The 22,050-nt window shown below is 48.0% G+C and carries 10 protein-coding genes; 5 read left to right on the forward strand and 5 right to left on the reverse strand.

What is annotated here, in order from left to right:
• Window positions 1-36: 36 nt before the first annotated feature.
• Complete coding sequence (locus tag SPB21_RS14480) at window positions 37-2,157, forward strand: potassium channel family protein (protein WP_490793545.1); 2,121 nt, start codon at window positions 37-39, stop codon at window positions 2,155-2,157.
• Window positions 2,158-2,382: 225 nt separating this feature from the next.
• On the opposite strand, the gene SPB21_RS14485 is transcribed toward SPB21_RS14480, so the two are convergent.
• The 5 genes from SPB21_RS14485 to SPB21_RS14505 form a co-directional block, all read right to left on the reverse strand.
• Window positions 2,383-6,615 carry a toll/interleukin-1 receptor domain-containing protein gene (locus SPB21_RS14485; protein WP_499866992.1) on the reverse strand — a complete coding sequence of 1,411 codons (4,233 nt, stop codon included), beginning with the start codon at window positions 6,613-6,615 and terminating at the stop codon, window positions 2,383-2,385.
• 242 nt (window positions 6,616-6,857) lie between these two features.
• A complete protein-coding gene (locus SPB21_RS14490; RefSeq protein ID WP_163702760.1) occupies window positions 6,858-10,673 on the reverse strand; it encodes a CHAT domain-containing protein in 3,816 nt (1,271 codons plus the stop codon).
• A 220-nt stretch (window positions 10,674-10,893) separates the two neighbouring features.
• Window positions 10,894-12,015 (reverse strand): tetratricopeptide repeat protein, encoded by a 1,122-nt coding sequence (locus tag SPB21_RS14495; protein ID WP_499866994.1) that lies wholly within the window; start codon window positions 12,013-12,015, stop codon window positions 10,894-10,896.
• 5 nt (window positions 12,016-12,020) lie between these two features.
• On the reverse strand, window positions 12,021-16,535 hold the full coding sequence (locus SPB21_RS14500; protein WP_499866995.1) for a TIR domain-containing protein: 4,515 nt from the start codon (window positions 16,533-16,535) through the stop codon (window positions 12,021-12,023).
• A gap of 131 nt (window positions 16,536-16,666) precedes the next feature.
• On the reverse strand, window positions 16,667-17,860 hold the full coding sequence (locus tag SPB21_RS14505) for a D-Ala-D-Ala carboxypeptidase family metallohydrolase (protein ID WP_499866997.1): 1,194 nt from the start codon (window positions 17,858-17,860) through the stop codon (window positions 16,667-16,669).
• Between the two features lie 601 nt (window positions 17,861-18,461).
• Here SPB21_RS14505 and SPB21_RS14510 point away from each other — a divergent pair.
• From SPB21_RS14510 to rpsU, 4 genes are all read left to right on the forward strand, one after another.
• A complete protein-coding gene (locus SPB21_RS14510) occupies window positions 18,462-19,997 on the forward strand; it encodes a DUF4231 domain-containing protein (RefSeq protein WP_163660855.1) in 1,536 nt (511 codons plus the stop codon).
• A 278-nt stretch (window positions 19,998-20,275) separates the two neighbouring features.
• A complete protein-coding gene (locus tag SPB21_RS14515) occupies window positions 20,276-21,067 on the forward strand; it encodes a TRP family putative cation channel (protein ID WP_163660853.1) in 792 nt (263 codons plus the stop codon).
• A 281-nt stretch (window positions 21,068-21,348) separates the two neighbouring features.
• Complete coding sequence (gene rbp, locus SPB21_RS14520) at window positions 21,349-21,624, forward strand: RNA-binding regulator (RefSeq protein WP_163660851.1); 276 nt, start codon at window positions 21,349-21,351, stop codon at window positions 21,622-21,624.
• A 102-nt stretch (window positions 21,625-21,726) separates the two neighbouring features.
• The gene (rpsU, locus tag SPB21_RS14525; RefSeq protein WP_006515070.1) at window positions 21,727-21,939 is read left to right on the forward strand and encodes a 30S ribosomal protein S21; all 213 of its coding nucleotides are present in this window, start codon (window positions 21,727-21,729) and stop codon (window positions 21,937-21,939) included.
• Window positions 21,940-22,050 lie beyond the last annotated feature (111 nt).

A 22,050-nucleotide genomic window follows, 5' to 3' on the forward strand; every position in this document is an offset into this window, starting at 1 on the left:
ATAATAACGGAACCTTATACGCATCTTGCTTAGTTCATGGTCGGTGATAACGGCGAGCTCAGCCCCAGAACCTACATCCCCGATTTGTCGCCTTCGGCGGAGGTCCACAAAGATCACTTTATTGTGTGTGGCTTGGGCAGCTTAGGTCAGCAGATTATTCTGAATTTGACCAAGTTTAGTTTTGATTCCTTTGAGGTCCAAATCGCCGGCATTGATCGGGCTCCGGTGACAGAGTGGGAAGTGGAGAACCTACCGGATATGCTCAGCCAGGCACCGATTGTGGGAGACTGTCGCCGCGACCATGTGCTACAGGAAGCTGGCATTGAGCAATGCCGTGCCATCTTAATTGTCACAAGCGATGAAAGCACCAACGTACAAACAGCGATCGCAGTACGACGATTAAATCCCCAAGTCCACATTATTGTGCGTTCGTCCCGCCATGGCCTCAATCAGTTACTCAATCGTCAGCTGGGTCGGTTCGTTGCCTTGGATGCGACGGAACTGCCAGCCATGACCTTTGCCCTGGCTGGGTTAGAGGACAATACCCTCAGTGTCTTTAATATTGATACGTTTCAGTTTCGGGTGGTGGAGCGGCAGATTACCGCCAGGGACCCGCAATATTGCAATATGCCAGTGCATCGGCTCCATCGACAGCAAGTGCGACTGCTAAATTTAAAGCCCTTTAGCAATCCCCATCAGCCCATTGGTTGGGCAACCACAGCATCATCCATGTTTCATCGTTGGCAGCCCCATGTGCGGGTACAGGCTGGCGACCAGGTTGCGTATGTGGAGGTAAAAACCCTCACCCACAGCCAGATTGAGCATATGCCTACACGGTCAGGGCCATGGTCAAAGTTACGCCAGGGCATTGGGGATGTGATCGATGGTGAATGGCGAAGGCGACTGTGGGGGTTTTGGCACAGTGCCAATCAGCAATCGTTGCGTCGAGTGGTTGCGATCGCACTCACCACCGCCCTAGTTCTCTGGACTACGGGCACTCTGCTGCTATATTTCAACATTCCCACCATCAGCTTTACCAAAGCCATTGTCTTAGGAGCCATTCTTATTCTCGGTGGCTATGGCGATGTCTTCGGCGGCTTTGAAGACAGCGGTGCCCAAGGGTGGGTGCTACTGACCTGTCTGCTCATTGCCACAGTCAGTTTATTGATGGTGATCGGTGTTTTGGGTTTATTGGCAGACCAGCTACTCAGTTCTCGCTTTGAATTTCTACAGCGTCGCCCCAAAGTACCTAAGAAAAACCATGTCATTGTGGTCGGGCTGGGACGGGTGGGCAAACGAGTGGTCCGCATTTTGCAGGATCTACGCCAGCCTCTAGTGGCCATCACCCATCATTTAGACAGCCCGGCTTTGCGTAATCAAATTCCCCTACTAGAGGGACCCATGCTGCAACAGCTGCAAGAGGCCCATCTGTCCACAGCCCGGAGCGTCATCGCGGTCACTGATGATCCGGTCCTCAACCTTGAGGTGGCACTACTGGCAGCAGAAGCTCTAGAAAATGAGAAACGACCGTTTACACCGGTCATTCGTACCCTGAGCCAGTTATTTAGCGATAATATTAAAGCGTTTTTACCCCAGGCCCGCTCGTTTTCAGTCTATGCCCTATCGGCAGAAGCCTTTGCCGGGGCTGCCTTTGGAGAAAATATTTTAGGTCTGTTTAGGCTTAATCAACAGACGATTCTGATTACGGAATATGCCATCGAGTATGGCGATACCCTTAATGGCAAACCCTTGGCAGAGATTGCCTATGGCTATGGTGTTGTTCCGATCTTGTTGCGTCAGCGTCAGCCTAGTAAACAGTATCAAGACTATCCAATGCCCTCGGATGATTTACGAGTGCATCTCGGAGATAAGCTGTATGTACTCTCCTCCATCAATGGATTACGCCGTATAGAACGAGGAGAAATGACCCCCCCCCGTCAGTGGCTGTTAGAAGTAGATTCCCCCCTAAATCCCACCATGCTGTCAGAAGCCGGTAGCCTGCTAGCAAAGCTATCCAATGTGCAGCTAGACAAGTGTCGCCAACTGATGAAAACTCTCCCCAATACGCTACAGCTGTCCCTTTATGATTACCAGGCCCATCGCCTGATGCAAGAACTAAAACGATGCGTTCCCATTCGCCTCTCGCCTCTCAAATAGGAGGTATTGATTAAGGTTAATAGGAGAGTGATCTGAATTTTGTATAAACGCGGTTTGTTTAGAGATAAAAGCGTTCTGGGAACAGGATAGCAAAATGCGACAAAGCAGCTCGCCAATTTTTAATCGGAGACACGATTGGGTTCTCTTTCTTACGGGCCATGGAGCGATCTCTTGATGTATATGGATGATAGATCGCTTACACAAAAATCAATACACTCTCCTGATCTACGATGCCTGACGACAGTACTTCTGAATCTCTTCAGGAGCCTCGTCATGGGTCTCTAAATAGCCCTCTAGCCAATTACAGCTTTGGTTCAGCATTTTATCCAACAGCTGGGTTTTACCCCCACTAATATCTAAATCTAAATCCCACAACAATAATCGATCGTCTTCTCCTACAGTGGCGATTAGCGTTTTATCTCGACTCATGCTCAGGTTGGTTACCCGATCTTGGTGTCCTCGCAGAGTGGTAACCAATTCCCCTTTAGATAACGACCATAGCTTTACCGTATGATCATAGCTACCAGTGGCAATCAAGTCATTCTGTTCATCATGGCTAAATTGAATCGATACAACGCCATCTTTATGCCCTTCCAGGGTGTTGAGCAATTTTCCATCTGTGCTCCAAAGCTTTGCTGTACCATCCGCACTGGCGGTGGCGATAGTTTTACCATCGGGGCTATAGGCGACTTTATGCACCCATCCCTTATGCCCTTCTATGCGCCTGGGCACCTGTCCCTCAAATCTGTCTGTGGCATTAATTTTGTTGTCGGGATCATAAATGATTTCGTAGACTTTGCCATTGTCCGCGTTCTCTCCCAATTTTCCATCCAGGTTCCACAGGTTGACAAAGTGTGCCCAGCCAGAGGTGGCCAGGGTTTTATTGTCGTCACTAAAGGCGATGCTCAATACATCCTTGGGAAAATCAACAATCTTGGTGACCAAGGTGCCGTCCCGTCGCCAAATGTATACCGAACGATCCGCCGCTCCTGTGGCAATAAACTGACCATCGGGGCTAAAGGTGACCGCATAAACAGGTCCTTTGTGTCCTTCTAAAGTGGTTAGTAATTTACCATTGCGGTCCCACAGCTTAGCGGTGTAGTCTGAGCTCGCCGATGCCAGAATTTCTCCGTCTGGACTGTAGCTTAACTCCCAAATTACAGAGTCATGGCCAGACAAGGTCTTGATTGGCTCACCTTTACGGTTCCATAATCGAATATTATTGTCAGCCCCCGCCGATGCAATCACTTGATCATCAGGGGAAAAGACAACGCTGTAGACATTGGCCTGGTGATCCCGTAGGGAGGTAATCAGGGGTCTATCTAATTCCCATAGGCGAATGGTGCGATCGCCACCGGCTGACACTAGCAAGCCATCCTCATTAAAATGGACTCTGTGGATCTGAGCACTGTGGCCAAATACGGTGGCAACCGGCTCCCCAGCCAACGTCCAAGTTCTAACCGTTTTATCCCAGCTGCCAGAGGCTAGAAACTTTCCATCCGGGCTAAAGCTCACATCGTATACCAGGGCATTGTGACCCCGGATTTCTCGAATGGGTTGTCCGGTTGCACTCCACAGACGGATGGTTTCATCCCAACTAGCTGATGCCAGGGTTTGACTATCCGGGCTAAAGGCCAGTCCTTTAACTTCAGCATTATGGCCCCGCAAGGTTTTAAGTGGTTTACCATCGGGGGTATACAGACGAATGCTACGGTCATCTGCCCCTGATGCGAGTAATTTGCCATCGGGGCTAAACTTAACCACCCGAACCGCTGCGATGTGCTGGGTGAGCTCTTTAAGGGGCATGCCGTCTTGTTGCCAAAGCCGGACACTTTTATCTTCACTGGCCGATGCTAATGTGCGTCCATCGGTTGCAAATGCCACGGATGTGATCGGTCCAGTATGGCCTTCCAGAGTGGTTAACAACTCATTTTGTGCGCCTAGTTGTCGAATCTGAATCTGGCTATTTTCTAGACCCATGGCCAATCGTTCTCCATCGGGGCTAAAGGCCACACTGAGCACCTGGGTATCATCCACTTTAATTTCTGCTAACTGATTGCCATTGATGCCCCAAACACGAGCGGTGCCATCGGCACTGGCGGAGGCAATCATTTGACCATCGTTGCTAACGGCGGTATCCCAGATGATGCCATCGTGGCCCTCTAATCGATTACGTTCCTGCACCCAAAAGACAGCTTGCTGTAGCGTGGTGACCACCAGGGCGCTATCGGAATGCGTTCGTTCATTATTTTTAATGGCAATGCCCGCCAGTGTCGCCTCTAGAAGTGCCTCAAAGGGCTGATGGGAGGCGAACAGGGCTAATGAGGTTTCGGTCTGGGCCAATACCGTTTTGTCTTCAGCTATTGTTTGTTGTGCTTCGGCCCGCGCTCGCTGTGCCAGGGCTTCTTGCTGGTTTCTTTTAGCTTCTAGTCTTGCTTGATTGGCGATTATACCAAGTGCGATCGCAACCAAAGAAATACAACCAATTACCCCCATACCAATTTGCTGCAAGCGAATTGCAGAACGCTGCCGACGAATCTCTTCAGACGCCGAGGCCGTCACAAAATCTTGCTGTAGCCGGGTCGGCTGCGGTGTTTTCCCCTCAGCCTCTAATAGCCAAGTCTCTGTTTCCCGACGGGCTTTACCCCTAAGCAAAAGACTCTCATCACGATCTTGCTGATCCCAGTCTAGAGCCTGTACCAACAAGCGCGTATGAAAGCGTGTATAGACTGGATCCGTTTCTAATGCCCGCAGCAATGTACTCAGGTTTGTCTTAAAATCTTTCTTTTTACTGTAGAAATCAATCCACTGTATGGCTTCCAGGGCAGGATGCAACTCCTTAGTATTGACACGCTCATGTAGCACCGTCAACATACGTTTATTTAAACTCCGGGCATAGTCGACTTCATCAGCACAGTAGGGAGACTGAATCGAACGAGGAGAAATAATAAACAGAAAGTGATCGGCACCTTCAATGCCATTGAAAATCTCTTCTTTATAGTTAGCAGCACCAGCCACAATACTCTCTTGATCAAACCAGGTGGTTTTACCATGGACCTGGAGCTCTTCATTTAGCTCACGGGCAAAGTCAGCATCTGCTCTGGAGTAAGAAATAAAGACATCAATGGATTGATTGGGAGGTTGTTGTAAACTCTCTTTAATAAACTCTTCTTGCAGCGGTAGTAGTCCTTGCTGGCCATGTTTACGGGCAACCTTAAGCCAGGCCTCTGCATGACGTAAGCTATGGTTCCGCAGTAATAGGCTTTTATTCTGCTCATTACGCTGCCACTTAAGGGCCTTTACCAGTAGCTGTTTGTGCCGCTGATAATAGTCGCCATTCTCCTGCAACTGCTTGACCAGTTTAGCGATGTCTCTCCCATAGGCACTGCCATCAATATCATTTTCGTTGACAAAATTAATAAATTGAATGGCCCGCAAATCGTCAGCCATCAGGTTTAGATCAAACTCACGCATCCTTAGCGGAATTATTTTCTTATTTAATTTGCGAGCATAGTCCAGTTCTTGCTGGCAATATTTAGACTCAAGGGACTTGGGAGACATCAAATAGACCATGTAGCTGGCCTCTTCAATGCCTTTATTAATTTCCGTCTGGAAGTCACCCCCTACTCGAATATCAGTGCGGTTAATCCAGGTGGTAAACCCTTCTCGCATTAAGGCCAACCGTAGTCTATCCATTAACTCCCGATCTTGCTCAGAATAGGAGAGGAAAACATCGGTCATTAGACCGTTGGCATTTTTGATGCTTTCTGTAATAAATTCACAGTGCAACGCTGTGGGTTCACAGGGGGCCTGTTGTTCTGCGTTGAATTTTTGCCTTAGCCAACGTTCGGCCTGCTGCCGGTTTTGCCCAATTAACAGGTATTGTGATTGCCTTTGATGGCGCTGCCAGGCTAAGGATTGAGCCAGCAGTGTAGTATGTTGGTGCACATAGTCCTGCTGTCGTTCAAAAATATCGAGCAGGCCCTGGAACGATGTTTGAAAATCATCAATGCCCTCTCGGAAGTATACCCAGTTAATTTTGCTGATAATTGGGTGCATGTTAGGGAAGCTAGAGTGCAGCCCCTTTGCCTGATAGTCTTGCCAATCGGCCTCTGTACCGTTGGGATGGCGCGACTGCCAGGTATCGCGATCAATGCTTTCCACATGGAGTAGGGGAATGATGCGCTTCCCCAACCGCAACGCGTGCTCAACTTCTAGACGGCAGTAAGGTGAATTGACCGAATGGGGGGCAATTACAAATAGAAAGTTTTGGCTGCGCTCAATGCCATCGTCAATCTGATTTTGATAGTCCACTCCCAAGGGAATGTCGTCAAAATCAAACCAGACTTCTAGCCCCTGCTGTACGAGACAGTTATTTAACTTGCTTGCAAATATTTTGCTATCGGCTCTGCCATAGGAGATAAATGCATCCTGTAAAGCAAATGTAGCTGATGACATGGAATTTCAAGAATTATTCAAGATTTCACCCAATCAGCAACAGGTGGTAGATGTGCTGATGCGCCATAACCGTATATTGTCTATACGCAGGTGCTGTTTTTTACATTAATAGCTTGTTTACAAGTAAATGAAACCCTGTTTGGCGAATCTCTAAGGTGAGTTAACACATATAAAGAAACGCCTTGCTCGTATACCTATACTTACTATATGTGGGCTCAGACCCCTTGTATACCCACAATGCTTTACCAGGGGCTCCCTACTAGACTAAATGCAGCCCAATAGTAGGGGTGGCTAAAGTCCCGCTGACCTTCAATCACTAGCTCAACGGGTAGTTTTTGGGCCTCACCCAGGCCCTTGAGCTGATCACCATCCACGAAAATATCACCACGGATCATGGCTAGCTGCGCCTGACGCAGGGCATCTGCCTTAATGATGGGCTGGCTTTCTTGCAATTGCCGATAAAATTCAATCATCAGGGCTGCTGAAGCCGCATCACTCACATTCCACAAACTGGCAATGGAGGTTTTAGCACCGGCCAGTACCGCAAAACCGGCAAACCCAAGCTCAGCAGAACGATTGCCTAAAGCAGTTTGACAGGCACTCAGGGTCAGCAGTTCCACCGGGGGCTGATTGAGGCCCAGGGTACGCATTTGGTCTAAGCTCAACCGTTCGTTGTAAAGGTAAAGATAGGACTTGGATAAGTCTCCTACGTTAAATTCGCCATGGGTGGCTAGGTGAATAATGCCATAGGGACTTTGCTGGCGTTCCCCCTTCAGCTGGTTGACGCTAAAGGCACTACCTTCTAAGACCTTACTCGTCCATTCAGATGCGATCGCATCTAACTCCACCGGCACCCCTGGCAAAGCCGCCTGATCGACAAACGTAGACGTTCCAGCTATCAGCGCACTGACATTACTAATGTCCTGATAGGTCAAGTCCGTCAGGCTCAGACTCGGCATCAGCCCAATGTTGTAATTTTGGATAATGAAATTTTCACCATCATGCAGGGTAGCTAATGGCAAAGAACGCAGCCCTGCATCGGTCACAAAACTGAGCGTGTCAATATTTTGTGCCTCTAGGTGAGTTTGCATAGGCGCAATCAGCCATTGGTAAAGTTGCTGGGCAGACCTGAGATAGCTAGTATCCCTTCGACCAGCACGGGTCGGTATGGACACCTGACGGCGCAAGCGCTGGGCCATCGTCAGAATCTCCTGACGTGTGACATCCAGGGCAATAAACACTGGGTCTCCCTCTGCCGTAATCAAAAACAGTTCCAGGGGAGCTGATGGATCGGGAATCGTTAGGACGTTGCCCGCTTCATCAGTCTCTCCATCCAGACCAAAAACGGCATAAACCAACGCTGGTCGCCTACCCGTTTGCTGTTGTATTGTCAACAGCTGACGTTGAGCATTGACCAACTCTACTGTTTCTGTCGACGGATCTAAATCCAGTTGCAGATAGTCATTAAACTCAGAGGTGAGGCGGTCTTCAAGTTGTGCAAATTGTTGCTCCACTGTGGAGGTGCCAGATTGCCCCACATCCACTGGTAAAGGATTGGAACGCACATCCTCATCCACCAATGGGTCAGTAACATTGTCTGGCTCTTCTGGCTCTTCTTCTGGCGGCGGCGGTGGCGGTGACGGCGCAATTTCTGTCAGAATTTTAATATTGCCAATGTCCTCACCTCCATCAAATGGTTCCTCTATCACCACATCAGAGAGAGTCAACGTTCCTGTCGTAATATCGCCTTCAGTACCATTGACTGCGCTACCACCACCAATAATAAAGGGGGTTTCCGTACTACCGCCATTATGGGAAATGGTAATATTGCCATTAGTGTTGCCGCCCTCTGTCAAAATTGTGGTGGACGAAGGCAACAAAACTCCGATACCTCGAACAAAGCCGTCAAATGATTCGATATTGACCTCTCCACCTTCGGCAGTAGCACTGCTAGCATCAATCGAACTAAAAACAATATCGCTGTCCGCAATCAGGTCAACGTTGCCTGCCAATTGAGCTATTTCACTACCATTCAAGGTACTTGTATCAATCTCACCAACTTGGATAGATGTTTGTGATTCAATAAAAATGTCACCACCGGCACTAATAGCACTCGTGACAATGTTGTTTATATTAACAGCACCATCAGCTTGAATCGTTATATCTCCCCCTCCTAGAGGCGATGTCAGGAATTCTACCGATTCAGTTAATCGAGCCTGTGCTGTTTGAATCGGTGTAGATATGGTGACGGAGCCTTCTGAAGCTTGGATATCCACATCTCCAGACGATGTAATGAGATTACCCGTGACATTAATATCACCTTGAAACGATTCAATAATTAGCGTCCCATCACCAAGACTGATATCACCGTCAACCGTAATCTGTTCATTAGCCTCAAGAGTGAGATCTAAATCATTGGGATCAGGCACTTCAAAAGTCTCGGGTACTTCATCAGGGCCAATGCGGATCTCAGGTCTAGTCGCTTGACCATCGGTAATATCAGCTAAAATTTGGATCTCACCTTCAGCGATCAAACGTAAGCTACTGTCAGCATCAGCATTGTCATAATCCAGAGGCACTTCCAAAATAATGTTGCCTTCCCCTGGTGTATCACCGGTAGTGCGGACTTCAATATTTCCCCCTTCGGCAAGAGCGCTTTCAATCAGCTCTACACCTAATGTGGCATCAGTGGTTAGAGCCCCAACTTCAAAGGGATTGGTAGGGCTCACATTAGTCGCACCAGTCCCATCTACAATACGAATATTAGCCGGATCCAATAACCACAAGCCACCTGCACCGTTCGCCGCCGTAATATCTGGTGTGGTGCGAATATCCAACAGGGTCAAACCACTGGTTTCAATAAAGCCGCCATCTCCGCCATTATTGCCACCACGAGCAAATAACTGGCCAGCTATCCGCAAAAGATTCGTGCCCCAAGCAACAATCTTTCCACCGTCACCATTGTCTCGCGCATCGGCCCTAACAACAGAAGTCTCATCAATGAATGTGGTGGTTGCATTCGGAACACTGCCCTGCCCTAACTGATCGCCACCAATGAGAACTGTGCCGCCACCCGTCTCTCCTGAAGCGTCCACAGAGGCATCCACAAGCGCAATCTGCTCACCCAGAATCCCGATATTGCCGCCGTTATCTGCTTCTAGCTGGCCACTGACAAGGGCTGTGCCCGCCTCCACAGGAGTCTGTAATGAAGAGCCCGATAAACTTACCGTACCATCAGGGTTTACTGTGATATCGGTTGCCATACCCAAGTCCGCCGCACCAGTAAGCAAAGCAGGGATTGTTGCAATTGCAAAATCAACGCCTGGCGGCTCCCCTGTCTCAGGTAATGTTTCCAATTCCAAGCCTAGAAGCGATCCCGTTTGACTTAAACGTACCCGATTTTCTCCAGGCACCGCCATCACCAAAATTTCTCCATTGGGGGCCGACAGCTGTCCTGTATTAATGACCTGCCCACCTAATAAGGTCAGGGACTGTCCAGCCGTAACGGCGAGGTTACCTGTATTAACAACTGCACTAGCCACCTCATTGGCAAATACATAGCCAGTGGGTGCACCACTAAAGAGATTAAAATCATTGGTGCCTAGGGCGTCAAACACCTCAGAACCAAAGGCCAATCCAGTGGCGGTTGACGCTGAGAATGAGCCGCCTAAATTAAGCTGAGCATTCTCTCCAAAAAGAACACCCGCTGGATTGACTAAATAAAGATTGGCGTCTCCACCAACGGACAACAATCCGTCAATGATAGACGAATCACCACCGATAACTCGACCAATAATGTTTTCAACAACAGCTGGATTGCTAAACTGTGCAGCTTCCCCGGTAAGTAGACCAAACTGATCAAAGCTATGGAACAGTATCGTATTATCGCCAGATAAATTGCCCCCATCAATTTGATATTGATTACCCGCTTGCTGCACCGTAGTGGCTGGATCTGCTGGGGTAATGGACTGGGCCTGAGCAGTCGTCGTCAATGCGGTAGACCCTACTAACGTGATTAAAAACGCAGCAGTATGATGGCGGTTGAATAGACGGACCATAACAGGGTATGAGTAGAAAACCTCGCTAGGGATAACCAAACAAGCCGTTGCTGATTAGGTCTCAATAACGACTCCAAAAAAATTAAGTTTGGCCATTCCTGCTGGGGATGAACCCAAGTTCCACTATAAACACCCGCAGCGCTCCTGCCATCACTTACTAAGATGATTAAAGATTTGTCTCTCTAATACATGCAGCCCAAAATAGGTTTGTTAACTAGCCTCAAGGGGTATGTGATTCCTCACGTTGTCTTGTTAAAAGAGTAGAGATGACATTAATGCGACGGTCTAATCTAGCAATTTCTGTTGATTCATTGAGCTGTTCATAGGCATCACGGGCCTGATATAACTGCTCCAGGGCATCGTCGAATAAGCCTAAGGTGGCATAAACATTAGCTAAATTAACGCGAGTCGTGGCTTCACTGAGACGATCAGCATTCGCCGCAGCCAGGGTTAATGCACGTTGATAAGACTCTATGGCCAGCTGATTGAGACCACTTTTGCTGTAGGTGTCGCCCAGGGCGGTGTATACCAAATCAGAGGCTTCAGGGCTATCCGCCAACGATTGCAAAATAGTCAGCGCATCTGCGTACATCTCTTCTAAAAAGAAAATACCTGCCCTGGCTAATGCGGCTTCTTCAAGGAGTTCTCTATTGTCAGATGTGGAGTCCGCAGGCGTAATGGTAGTGACATCAGTGAGTTGCGATCGCAATTCCTCATAATCCTCTTCAAATATCAGCTGAAACCCTGACTCGTAGTAGCCCTCGTCTAGATCAGACGATACTCCTTGATCCGTCACCACCTCAATAGAGTAATAGTGTCCGGGTTCTAGAGACACGTATTGAGGAAAATCCAGACTCGGAGTGTTGTCCAGGGTGGTCTCCTGCCACAGGGCAAGCTCAGGCTGATCTCGCTCAAATGTCCAACGCCAAATCCTCACGGTATAGCGCCTGGTTCCCTCCACAGGATTCCAACGGATCGTGTAAGGCTGAGTTGGACCTGGCTCTTGAATCCAGGCATTACGCGGTGAGATCACATAGGGAACAGAAGCATCATTACCGCCAAGGATACGTCCAGTGCGTTTGCCCCCGGCCCGAGTATTGGAAGCAGTCCCCCGTCGTCGGGCACAGGCCTGCCAAAAAAAACAGGCATCCGCTACAGGTGGGTTGAGCGCCGGTTCAACTACCCCTATGCCTAAAACAATTGTTAGGGCAAGTAGTGGATAACGGTATGACTTGAAATTATGGTTCAGACGTTGATATCGAACTGCGAAAAAGCTAGACAATTTCCGGCCAATGATTTTGGGCTGCCTGATGTCTAAGCTTCGCAATATGTCTTTAAACATAGTAATTACCCTTTACGTAAGCGATAGGTCATATAGCCCACTACGCTGCCGGTAAGACCCCAGCCAACTAGTGCTGGTACCCAAGGTACCCAGATCACGAAACCTGCCATGAAACCATAGCAAGCTAACGTCAAGACCCCGACCGAGCTAACAGCCGCTATCAACACTGGCACAGGTTTGACAAATCGCCAAAAGACCACACCGCCCATGCCAGACCAAAGCAGGATCCAACCCGCCTCCTCAACAAATGACCACCAGCGCATCAGGGGGCGGTCCTCTAAAACGGCATTGATCAGCTGAGAGATCATCTGGCCGTGCAGGTAAACTCCGGGAACTGAATCGCCATAGGGAGTATTGAAATCATCGGAGTTGCGATCGCTAAAATCCGTGTAGCCAATCAGTACGATCCGATCGCGGATTAGCCCAGGATCTACCTCATTTTTAATCACAGCTTCAAGCGAAACCTGCTGAGCAAAGTCCTTAATCCGCGCCCCAAACCTCTCTTGAGTGTCTGGATCCTCATAGGTCCAAAAATTGAGGAGAGTTTGTGCTCCACCCAGATCACTCCACTCCCGTCCTCCCCAATTCTGCCATGTTTGCTGTCCAGTATCAGTATGATATGCAGTGCCATTTCCACTACTAAGATTAGGCAGAACTATATCTCCTACAACAACCGAATCAATATACTCTCCCCATTGATCACTGCCTATAATAACTTCAGAGGCGATACCCTCAGCGTCAAGATAGGTCTTAGCCAATAACAGAGTAAAAGATTCTTCTGAAACACAAGGGCTATCATCGCCAACCCAATGAAATAGAAACTGACGGCGAACAATTTTGCCTCCATCTTGTAGAAAGTTGGCAAACCCAACCCGTGCCTCAGGCATCTCGTTACCAATATCACTCACTTGATCGCTGGCTGTCTGACAAATACCAAACAGATTATCGACCCAAGCCAGATCATTGGCGAGATCTCCCTGCGCTGGAAAATCACGGAAAAAGTCCAGACCGATCAAACGGGCATCATGGCTATTGAGCACCCGAATTGCTTCTGAAAGCGCATTCTCAGGAATTGTGCCAATACCAGGTTCATACTGCCCATCAATCATTTGTTCCCGTAGCCACTCGCCGCTGGGGGCATCCACCTTAACAATTAGCAGTCGTTCATCCTGTTCAGTCTCATTGGGTCGCCACCGTAGAAACTGGTCGTAGGCGCGAGTTTCTAGAAGTTGAAGCCCACCAAATAGTCTTATAACAGAAACAGCTAAGGCACTGACCACCGTCGTCAACGCCACGGAGCGGGTCTTAATTTTCTTAAATGGCAAGGCCTGGCTCGCCTCGATATAGGCCTTTTGCAGTGCCGTAACCGGCGGTGTTTTATCGGTTGCTTGCTGTAGCCAGCTTACAGAATCGGCCAAATCATTGCCTCGCAGCAAGAAGCTGTCATCTTTCTGCGCCGCATCCCATTCTGCTGCTTTAACCAGGAGTCGAGTGTGCGATCGCACATGAAAAGGCTCACTTTCCAACGTTCGAAACAACTCGCCAAAATTCACTAAGAAATCTCCACCATGCCGTCGAAAATCACTCCAAGGTATCGACTCCAGACCATCTGGCACAGTGGACTTGACCACATCCCGATAGATAACTGGCAAAATCCGCTTTTGTTGTGACTGTGCATAGCTCAACTGAGTTAAACAAGCCTCACAGCGCACTGAACTCGGCGACAACATAAACAAAACATTTTCAGCATTGTCCATCAGCTGCTGAGTATCGTCCCAGTGCTCCATCTCCCCTGCTGCCCCTTCTGGAGAGAGCCAAGAACTCTTACCTTGAATTAATAGGGTTTCATTTAGCCGCTGGGAAAAGTCCACATCATCAATGTGGTGAATAAAAAATACCCCCAGGGTTTGATCAGGGGATTGCAGTTGGCTAGCTTCTAAAAATGCCAACTGCAGCGGCAGCACGCCACCAACCACTCGATCTTTAGCCGTTTGCGCCCAGGCTAAGAACGTGTCTTGCATCCGGTGCTGCAACAACAAACTAGGATTTTGCTTCTGGCGTTCCCACTTAAGCGCTCGTACTAAAAGTCGCTTGTGTTGATTAAAATATCGGGCATCCTGACGAATCGTGCGTAACAGCTCTGCCACATCCTCCTCTAAATCAACCGCCGTCTGGTTGTCCGTTAAGTTAACAAACTGAATCTTACGAATTTTATCGGGCAACAGACTGACATTAATCTCTTCCACCAAGATGGGAATCACACGCTTATTGAGATCCAACGCCTGGTCAATCTCCATCTGACAATATTCCGACGCCAGGGATGCTTGGGATATCAGATAGACGATATTATCAGCTTCCTCAATTCCACGCTGGATAGCAGCCTCAAAATCTTCCCCCATGTGGATATCCACTGTGTCGGTCCAGATAGTGACGCCTGCCTGGAGCAAGTTATAACGTATCAGCTCCTTGGAGGTTAAATCTTCTTGGGCATAGGAGAGAAATACTTGGGTCATGCCGCCATCGGCGGCTTTAATACTCTCGGTAATAAACGTTGCCTGGGATAAACTGGGCCTACAGGGAGGCTGCTCAGCCGAAAACTCCGTTAGTAACCAGTTTTGAGCCCTTAAACGATCTTCTCCCATCAATAGATAAGAGACCTGATTTTGATGCCGTTCCCAGGCGAGAGCACTAATCAAAAGCTCAGTGTGCTGATGTACATAGTCTTCATGGCGATGGCACAGTCCCACAAGGCCGTCAATTGCAGCGGTGAGGTCATCTATACCGTCACGGGCATAGATCCAGTTAATCTTTCCAATTTGAGGATGCATGTTGGGAAAGCTGGAATGCTTGCCTGTAGATTTATACGCCTGCCACTGTTCTTCACTGCCTGCAGGGTTACGGTCTTTCCAGGTAGCATAGCTAATCTCTTCCACCTGCAAAATAGGAATAATCCGCTTGTTATATTTCAAGGCCAGAGAAATTTCTTTGGCACAGTAAGGAGAGTGAACGGAGTGGGGGGAAATGATAAAAATAAAATTGTGGCTTTTTTCAATGCCGTCGTTGATTTGCTCCTGAAAGTCTACGCCTAGGGGAATATCATTTTGGTCAAACCAGACTTGGAACCCCTGGTCATTCAGCCGCTGCCACAAGTCCGTAGCAAAGGCCTTACTATCCACTCGACCATAGGAAATAAAGGCATCGTAGAATTGATTAATGCCTTGACTCGCCTGGATATAAGCGATGTGCAAATCGGTGGGAGAGCTGCCAGGGGGACCAGGTTCCGACAGCCAGGCTTGGGCCATGGCAAAATCCCCAGACCTGAGCAAAAACTTGCGATCGCGCTTTTGTCGCTCCCAAGCCAGGGCCTTAACCAATAGCCGTTTATGTTGTTCTACATAGTCTGCCGCCGTTCGCAGGGTACGGATGAGTTCATCCACTGCCCGGTCAAAGTGAATATCGGACGCTAGCGACGAGAAATCAATAAACTGCAGCATCCGCAGATCAGTAGGCAGTGTTGCCACATCCATGGACTGCACCAGCAGCGGGATAATCCGCTTGTGGTAGCGGCGGCCATGGGCCAACTCCTGTTGACAATACTTTGAGGTCAAAGAATTGGGAGAAAGCAACAGAACAATATTGTCAGCCTTCTCAATACCTCGATTAATCGCCACTTGAAAGTCTTCAGCTGTTGGAATATCAACGGTATTAATCCAGACTGCAAACCCCTCACGCATCAAGCGCTTACGCACCTTCTCCTGAATCTCCATATCTTCTTCGCTATAAGATATGAAAATCTGAGTCATCTGATCATTCGCTAACTTCAGACTCTCCGTAATAAACTCACAGTGCAAATCGGTGGGAGTGCACGGGGGTTGCTCATCTTTAAAGCGGGTATCTAACCATGCTTGTGCCTCAGCTAATATCGTTTCATCAGTTAGCAAGTAGCGAGACTGCCGCTGTTGGCGCTGCCAATCAAGGGCACGAACCAACAGCTGAGTATGTTGATGGACATAGGGCTGTTGACGGGTCAAGATAGCTTGCAAACCAGCCATGCCGGTCTCAAAGTCATCAATGCCCTCACGAAAGTACACCCAGTTAATTTTGCTAATTGCAGGATGCATGTTTGGAAAACTACTGTGCACCCCCTTTTCTTGAATGGCCTGCCAACCGCTGATATTGGCATCAGGGTTACGCTGTTGCCAGGTTTCATAGCCAATTTCCTCCACATGTAGCAGCGGAATAATTCGCTTATTGCATGCCAAAGCCAGCTCAATTTCTTTGGCACAGTAAGGAGAATTAACGGAGTGAGGAGAAATAATAAAGAGAAAATTATCCGCCTTCTCAATACCGTCATTGATCTGATTTTGATAGTCCACACCTAAGGGAATGTCATCAAAGTCAAACCAAACCTCTAACCCCGCCTCCACCAGACGATCATTAATTTGCCTTGCAAATAACCGACTGTCTGCCCTGCCATAGGAAATAAAGACGTCTTGCAGAGAAGAAGATGGTAGCGCCATGAGATTCCCAGTATCAGCTTTACATCTCCCCTATGGCTAAGACACTATACCAAGCCCCAGGGGTAATGCATCATATAATCAGTTTAGGCCCAGACTGCAATCCAGACATGGACTGCTAGCCTAAAAACAGCTTAGAAGCCATAGTTCCAGCGGGCACGATACCCTCGTGCATCAAGATGAGTAAACACCGAGGCACTCGCTAACCCTCCACGGTCTCGCCACCAGGGTTCTAGCTTTCGGTTGACCTCTGGCGGAGAGATCCCCTGCACCACAAAGTCCACGGCATCGCCTGATAGATGGCGCGAACGGCTTGCTCCACCAGCTTTACGATTTGAAGCCGGATCTCGATACCAAGAGTTCACGGTAATGGGACGTCCTCCCAAATAGTCCCGCACTTCTTCCATGGCCTCAGCAATTTTGAGAATACCGTTGACCACGTCCTCGTCCACAGGGATACGATTACCATTCTTAGTGGCTTCGGCCCAACTAAAGTGACCATTGGTCAAAATGGGATCACCAAGATAAACCTTGCCTAGCTTGGGGACAGTGATCGATCGCCCGCGATCTCTTTCGGCAATTTTTGTTTCAGGTTCAACAGGTGGATCTTGCGGTTTGTTATTGGGTTCTGTGCCTTCTAACTGAATATGCTGGGCAAATACGAACCAATCAACGCGATCATTCTGCCCCATAAGTACCCCATCCGGGATGCGGACTTTAACGTGATTTCCTTGATCAGGCTCATCACTCAGCAACTGCAAGCGGGTACCCGCACTCACCAAGATCTTGTCATTGTCAGACAACTTAAATCCTTGCTCTGGACTCACCTTAAATAGGGTGTCAGCCAGCACCAGCATCTCAGTTGATCCTTGAGGATCTCCCATATCCAGCAGTTGCTGCGATTGCATATAGCGCATAATGGCTGCAGCACCGACACGTGATGTTTTTTTATCAAGGATATTGGTCCCCCCCCATACCCAGGTAGACTCTTTGCCTACACCACCACGGAATCCGTTCCAGAGGTCAAATCCCCACAAAAGTGCACCCAGGGTACGGGTCTTGGCCTGATGAAATTTCTTAGAGATCAGGACATCAATCATCTGGCGTTCAAACTGCGCTGGCTCGCGAAAGTTCCATTCGCTGTAGTGCAAGATCCCCACAAACCACCAGGGCACACCCGTAGCTTTTTCAACGACTTCATAGTGCGATCGCAACTGCACCATACGGCCCACAATCCCCCTAACCGTAGGCTCCACATCCGACTGAAGCGCACAACGCTCAAACGCTGACCTATACTCTGCCTCAAGTTTTTTCAGAGTCAAATCCATAGAGCTAGTAGATGAAACAACAGAGATAGACAGCCAATCGTAAGAGAAGTCAAATCAAGTCTGCGGAATATACTGACAGCAAAAAGCAAGTTAATATCAGCAATTTCCCTTTCAGGAGCTCATTCTAAGGTTCGTTTAATCCCTTACAGGCAAATAACTTAAACACTATTCTGCACACATCAAACCAAGACACTTAAACAGGTAACATTTATAAAGATTTTATATCATCTCAAATAATCACTAAATAAACGAATTTATACTTTAGCGATGGTGCTCTGGGAAAATAAACGAGATAAATTTTCGTAAGTTAATTTTTATAAATTAGGAAGCTAGCTTATAAAGCTAAACCGTGTACCCTTTGAGTTGCGTTCTGTCCTAGACAATCCAATAGCAGTTGGTCTACACCACGCTAGTTCCACGATTGTCAAAATTTTGAGGCTTTTCAGATATTTGCACTATCGGAGTGGCATTCCCCCTCCGATAGTGCAAATATCTCCTGACCCGATTCCACATAATTCAAGAGCCTCTAGAGAGCGCTGTTTGAATTAATAATTTCGCCTTCAAAACCGCATCTATCTCAAATCGCATCTAATCAAATAAAATGGCCAAGAAAAATGCTTACAATGATTATCTCAAGCAAACCCTGGGTGGATTGATAGATAAGCTTGAGATTTCAGACCTACGTAAGGAGTTTCTCAAAAATCGCTGGTTAGATCAGGTTATGTGGCTAGAAGGACGTGCCACTAAAGAGCGTAACCAACACTTCAGGCTCCGCATGATCACCATTATTGGGGGTGTACTTGTCCCAGCCATGGTGGGTTTTAGAAGTAATAATGATGATCTTCAGGTGGGAGTTGCTACAACTGCCTTTTTTGTTAGTCAAGCAGTAGCCATTTCTGCTGCTGTGGAAGAGTTTTTTGGGCACGGTGACAAGTATCGTAATTATCGTAGTACAGCAGAAAGCATGAAGATCGAGGGCTGGCAGTTTATGCAGCTAGCTGGCCCTTATCGCAAATATAAAGTACATTCAGACGCCTATAAAATATTTGCCCAACGGGTTGAGTCCTATATCCAGAAAGATGTAGAGGGATTCGTTGCTCGTTTAGAGGAGAAGCAAGATGAGGAGAAGCAAGACGCTGACGAGGCTGTTAACAATGCCGAGAAAGCACTAATGCGTCTCAATCAGGAGTTAGAAGAGCGAGCTCAGAAACTGGAATTAGAAAAAGTTCGCTTAGCTGAGCAACAGGTCAGCAGTCAGCCACAGGGTCTAGAAGATGGCGGTTATTCAGGATCATTGTTGGATATCCAAATGCCATCATCTTCCGAAGGAGAAACTTTTGAAGAAAGCAGTCCTGCTGAACCAATGACTGGCGTCCAGTCCCTGCTGTCCTCCTCAAACAAAACGTCTGGTCGACGTCCCGCCCGACAATCATCCAGCAAGACCATTACCTCCACCAGTAATCTACCGCCTTTAGGTCAAAATGCACTGGAATGGGAAGAGACTGTTGACTTTCAGGCTCTAAAAACAATTTTAACTGAACAAAACAGCGTTGTGGAAAGTCAGACCAATGGCGGTTCTGGTGGAACTGCGGTGGTCAGTGGACCTCAACTCACCACACCGGATGAAGTTTCCCAGATTTTGGAATGCCCGTTGGAAGACTGTAAAGTTTATCTGCCCGGGATCTTGGCTGCCATGAAAAAGTACGATATTTACGACAACTCCGTACTCATTGGTTTGCTAGCCACTATCCGCATTGAAACCGGCGGATTCAAACCAGTCCACGAGTGGGGAGGCGAGAGCTACTGGAAACGCTATGAAGAACGTGCAGACCTCGGTAACGTTAATCCTGGTGATGGCATTAAATATCATGGCCGTGGCTATATCCAACTAACCGGGCGCGCCAACTACAGCACCTACGGCAAAAAACTAGGTGTAGACCTAGAGGGCAATCCCGATTTAGCCATGGATCCCGAAATATCCGCCCAGGTACTCGCTTGCTACTTTAAAGAGCGTGGCGTGGCTACAGCTGCTCGCGAAGGCGACTGGCGTCGTGTTCGTAAGCTAGTGAATGGCGGTTACCATGGCTGGGATGTATTCTCGAAATATGTTGAGCGGGCCCGTGCTCAATTAGCATAGATGGCGTAGCAGGTCGATCTTGAGTTTTTTGCTGCTAAAAAATACAGTTCCAACTGTAACCAGAACTCACCCCAATTAAATAGAAGCATCGGGTCTACTCAGAGCTCATTGCAGTTTCAAGATCCGCGATTTTACGCATATACTTTGCTCGTATACCTAAAAATCAGGTCATTCTATAAGATCAAATTGCACAATTTTTACAGGATGGGGGTATTTTGGGGATGTAATTGGGTTAGAAGCACAGGCCATCTGGCCACCTTTGATAAGAGATATACAAAATGCCCAGAACTTCAGCTGACGAACTCGTTGAACATACGTTTTCCAATGGGCAGCTTGCGAAAATACTCAAGGTGGCAGACGACACTGGTTACGAAAAAGCTTTATCGCTTGTAGGATTAGCAGGCCCAAGACCGACATTGCTAGTCATCGGCGGTGCCAGTAACATGACGGCTGAGAGTCAGGCAAAGCTGCTTCAATTTTTCAATGACACCTTAGCAACTCTGTCAGAACGAATCGGGATTACTGTATTGGACGGCGGCACCGATGCTGGCGTTATCCATATGATGGGCCAGGCACGCCACTATGTTAGTGGCCAATTTAATCTAATTGGCGTTGCACCCTTAAACAGAGTCATTTTTCCAGTCGGCACAACTCCACCTCCGCCCCCAGATGATTCCAACTATCCTCCAGTCGAACTGGAGCCCCATCACACCCATTTCTTCCTAGTACCCGGTGAAAATTGGGGGAGTGAATCCCGCTGGTTAGCCAGGTTCTCGTCGGTTTTAGCGGGACATTTTCCATCTATGACCTTATTGATTAACGGCGGTCAAGTATCGCTTCAAGATTTGAGGCTGAACCTTGAGTTGGGCAGACACGTAACGATTATTGCCGGCAGTGGCCGATTGGCAGATGCCGTAGCTAACACCATTAGCGGAGTCATGCCTTCTGAAGATGAAACAATTCAAAATCTCGTTGATAATTACTACCCTAAACAGCTATCAGTCTTTAACTTGTTATCCAGTTCATTAGATGACCTGAAGACTCAATTAGACACATATTTTGATTCCTAATAGACAAAGCTATCCTGCGGGCATGTAGTCAGCGCTAACCCTTATTTATTAGTAAGGTGTACCCCTTTGAAGCCAGGCCCAAAATCAATTCTTAAGAATTGAAATCAGCAATTGGCAAGGTATGCTAGAGTTCTATGGCAATGCGTTGCTATATTGGGTAACAATCAGTTTTCGGTACGATACGCTCACAGTTCAACTCGACCAGTTCAATCTCGACTTCGATTTGATTACTAGAGGGATCTCCGTATAACTCGTTGCATACTTAACCTAGGAGATTCTCTATGTCCATTTATGTTGGAAATCTGTCCTATGATGCTACTCAGGAGGACATTAATGCCGTCTTCGCCGAGTATGGAACAGTCCAGCGTGTCCATCTACCCACAGATCGTGAAACTGGTCGCCCTCGTGGTTTTGCCTTCGTAGAAATGTCTTCGGAAGACGAAGAAGCCTCTGCAATTGAGGCTTTAGATGGTGCAGAGTGGATGGGCAGAGACCTGCGGGTTAATAAGGCTCGTCCCCGTGAACAGCGTGGCGGCGGTGGTGGCGGTCGCTTCTAAATTAAAAAGTCTGCCTAACTTTGGGTTACGTGTTTTGCACACAACCCTGGTCTATCATGGGGCAGTTGGTCTGCCCCATTTTTGTCGTTAAAGGAGAATACTATGGCCCAGGTTATCCTTGGGGATGATGAAGGTATTGAATCAGCACTGCGAAGATTTAAACGGAAGGTTGTGCAAGCCGGTATTTTTTCGGATATGAAAAAGCACCGTTACTTTGAGACACCTGCTGAAAAACTTAAGCGTAAGGCGATCGCAAAACATCGTCAAAAGCGTTGGAGCCGCAATCGCAGTAATCGCAATAATAATAGAGACTAGGGCAAGCAATTGAAGCTCAAAGCCTGACTCTTAGTCACTGGCATAGTAACAAAGCGGCGTGGTTGAACTCAACCACGCCGCTTTGCTGACCGACGCATTACAAGGCCTCAC

Origin of the sequence: Leptothoe sp. ISB3NOV94-8A (assembly GCF_043421595.1) — a bacterium.
GTDB classification, from domain to species: Bacteria; Cyanobacteriota; Cyanobacteriia; order Phormidesmidales; family Phormidesmidaceae; genus Leptothoe; species Leptothoe turfae.

What these genes read in the sequence shown, in the direction of transcription:
- SPB21_RS14480 (WP_490793545.1), top strand. Translation starts at nt 37, where the DNA reads ATGGTCGGTGATAACGGCGAGCTCAGCCCCAGAACCTACATCCCCGAT.
- SPB21_RS14485 (WP_499866992.1), bottom strand. Translation starts at nt 6,615, where the DNA reads ATGTCATCAGCTACATTTGCTTTACAGGATGCATTTATCTCCTATGGC.
- SPB21_RS14490 (WP_163702760.1), bottom strand. Translation starts at nt 10,673, where the DNA reads ATGGTCCGTCTATTCAACCGCCATCATACTGCTGCGTTTTTAATCACG.
- SPB21_RS14495 (WP_499866994.1), bottom strand. Translation starts at nt 12,015, where the DNA reads ATGTTTAAAGACATATTGCGAAGCTTAGACATCAGGCAGCCCAAAATC.
- SPB21_RS14500 (WP_499866995.1), bottom strand. Translation starts at nt 16,535, where the DNA reads ATGGCGCTACCATCTTCTTCTCTGCAAGACGTCTTTATTTCCTATGGC.
- SPB21_RS14505 (WP_499866997.1), bottom strand. Translation starts at nt 17,860, where the DNA reads ATGGATTTGACTCTGAAAAAACTTGAGGCAGAGTATAGGTCAGCGTTT.
- SPB21_RS14510 (WP_163660855.1), top strand. Translation starts at nt 18,462, where the DNA reads ATGGCCAAGAAAAATGCTTACAATGATTATCTCAAGCAAACCCTGGGT.
- SPB21_RS14515 (WP_163660853.1), top strand. Translation starts at nt 20,276, where the DNA reads ATGCCCAGAACTTCAGCTGACGAACTCGTTGAACATACGTTTTCCAAT.
- rbp (WP_163660851.1), top strand. Translation starts at nt 21,349, where the DNA reads ATGTCCATTTATGTTGGAAATCTGTCCTATGATGCTACTCAGGAGGAC.
- rpsU (WP_006515070.1), top strand. Translation starts at nt 21,727, where the DNA reads ATGGCCCAGGTTATCCTTGGGGATGATGAAGGTATTGAATCAGCACTG.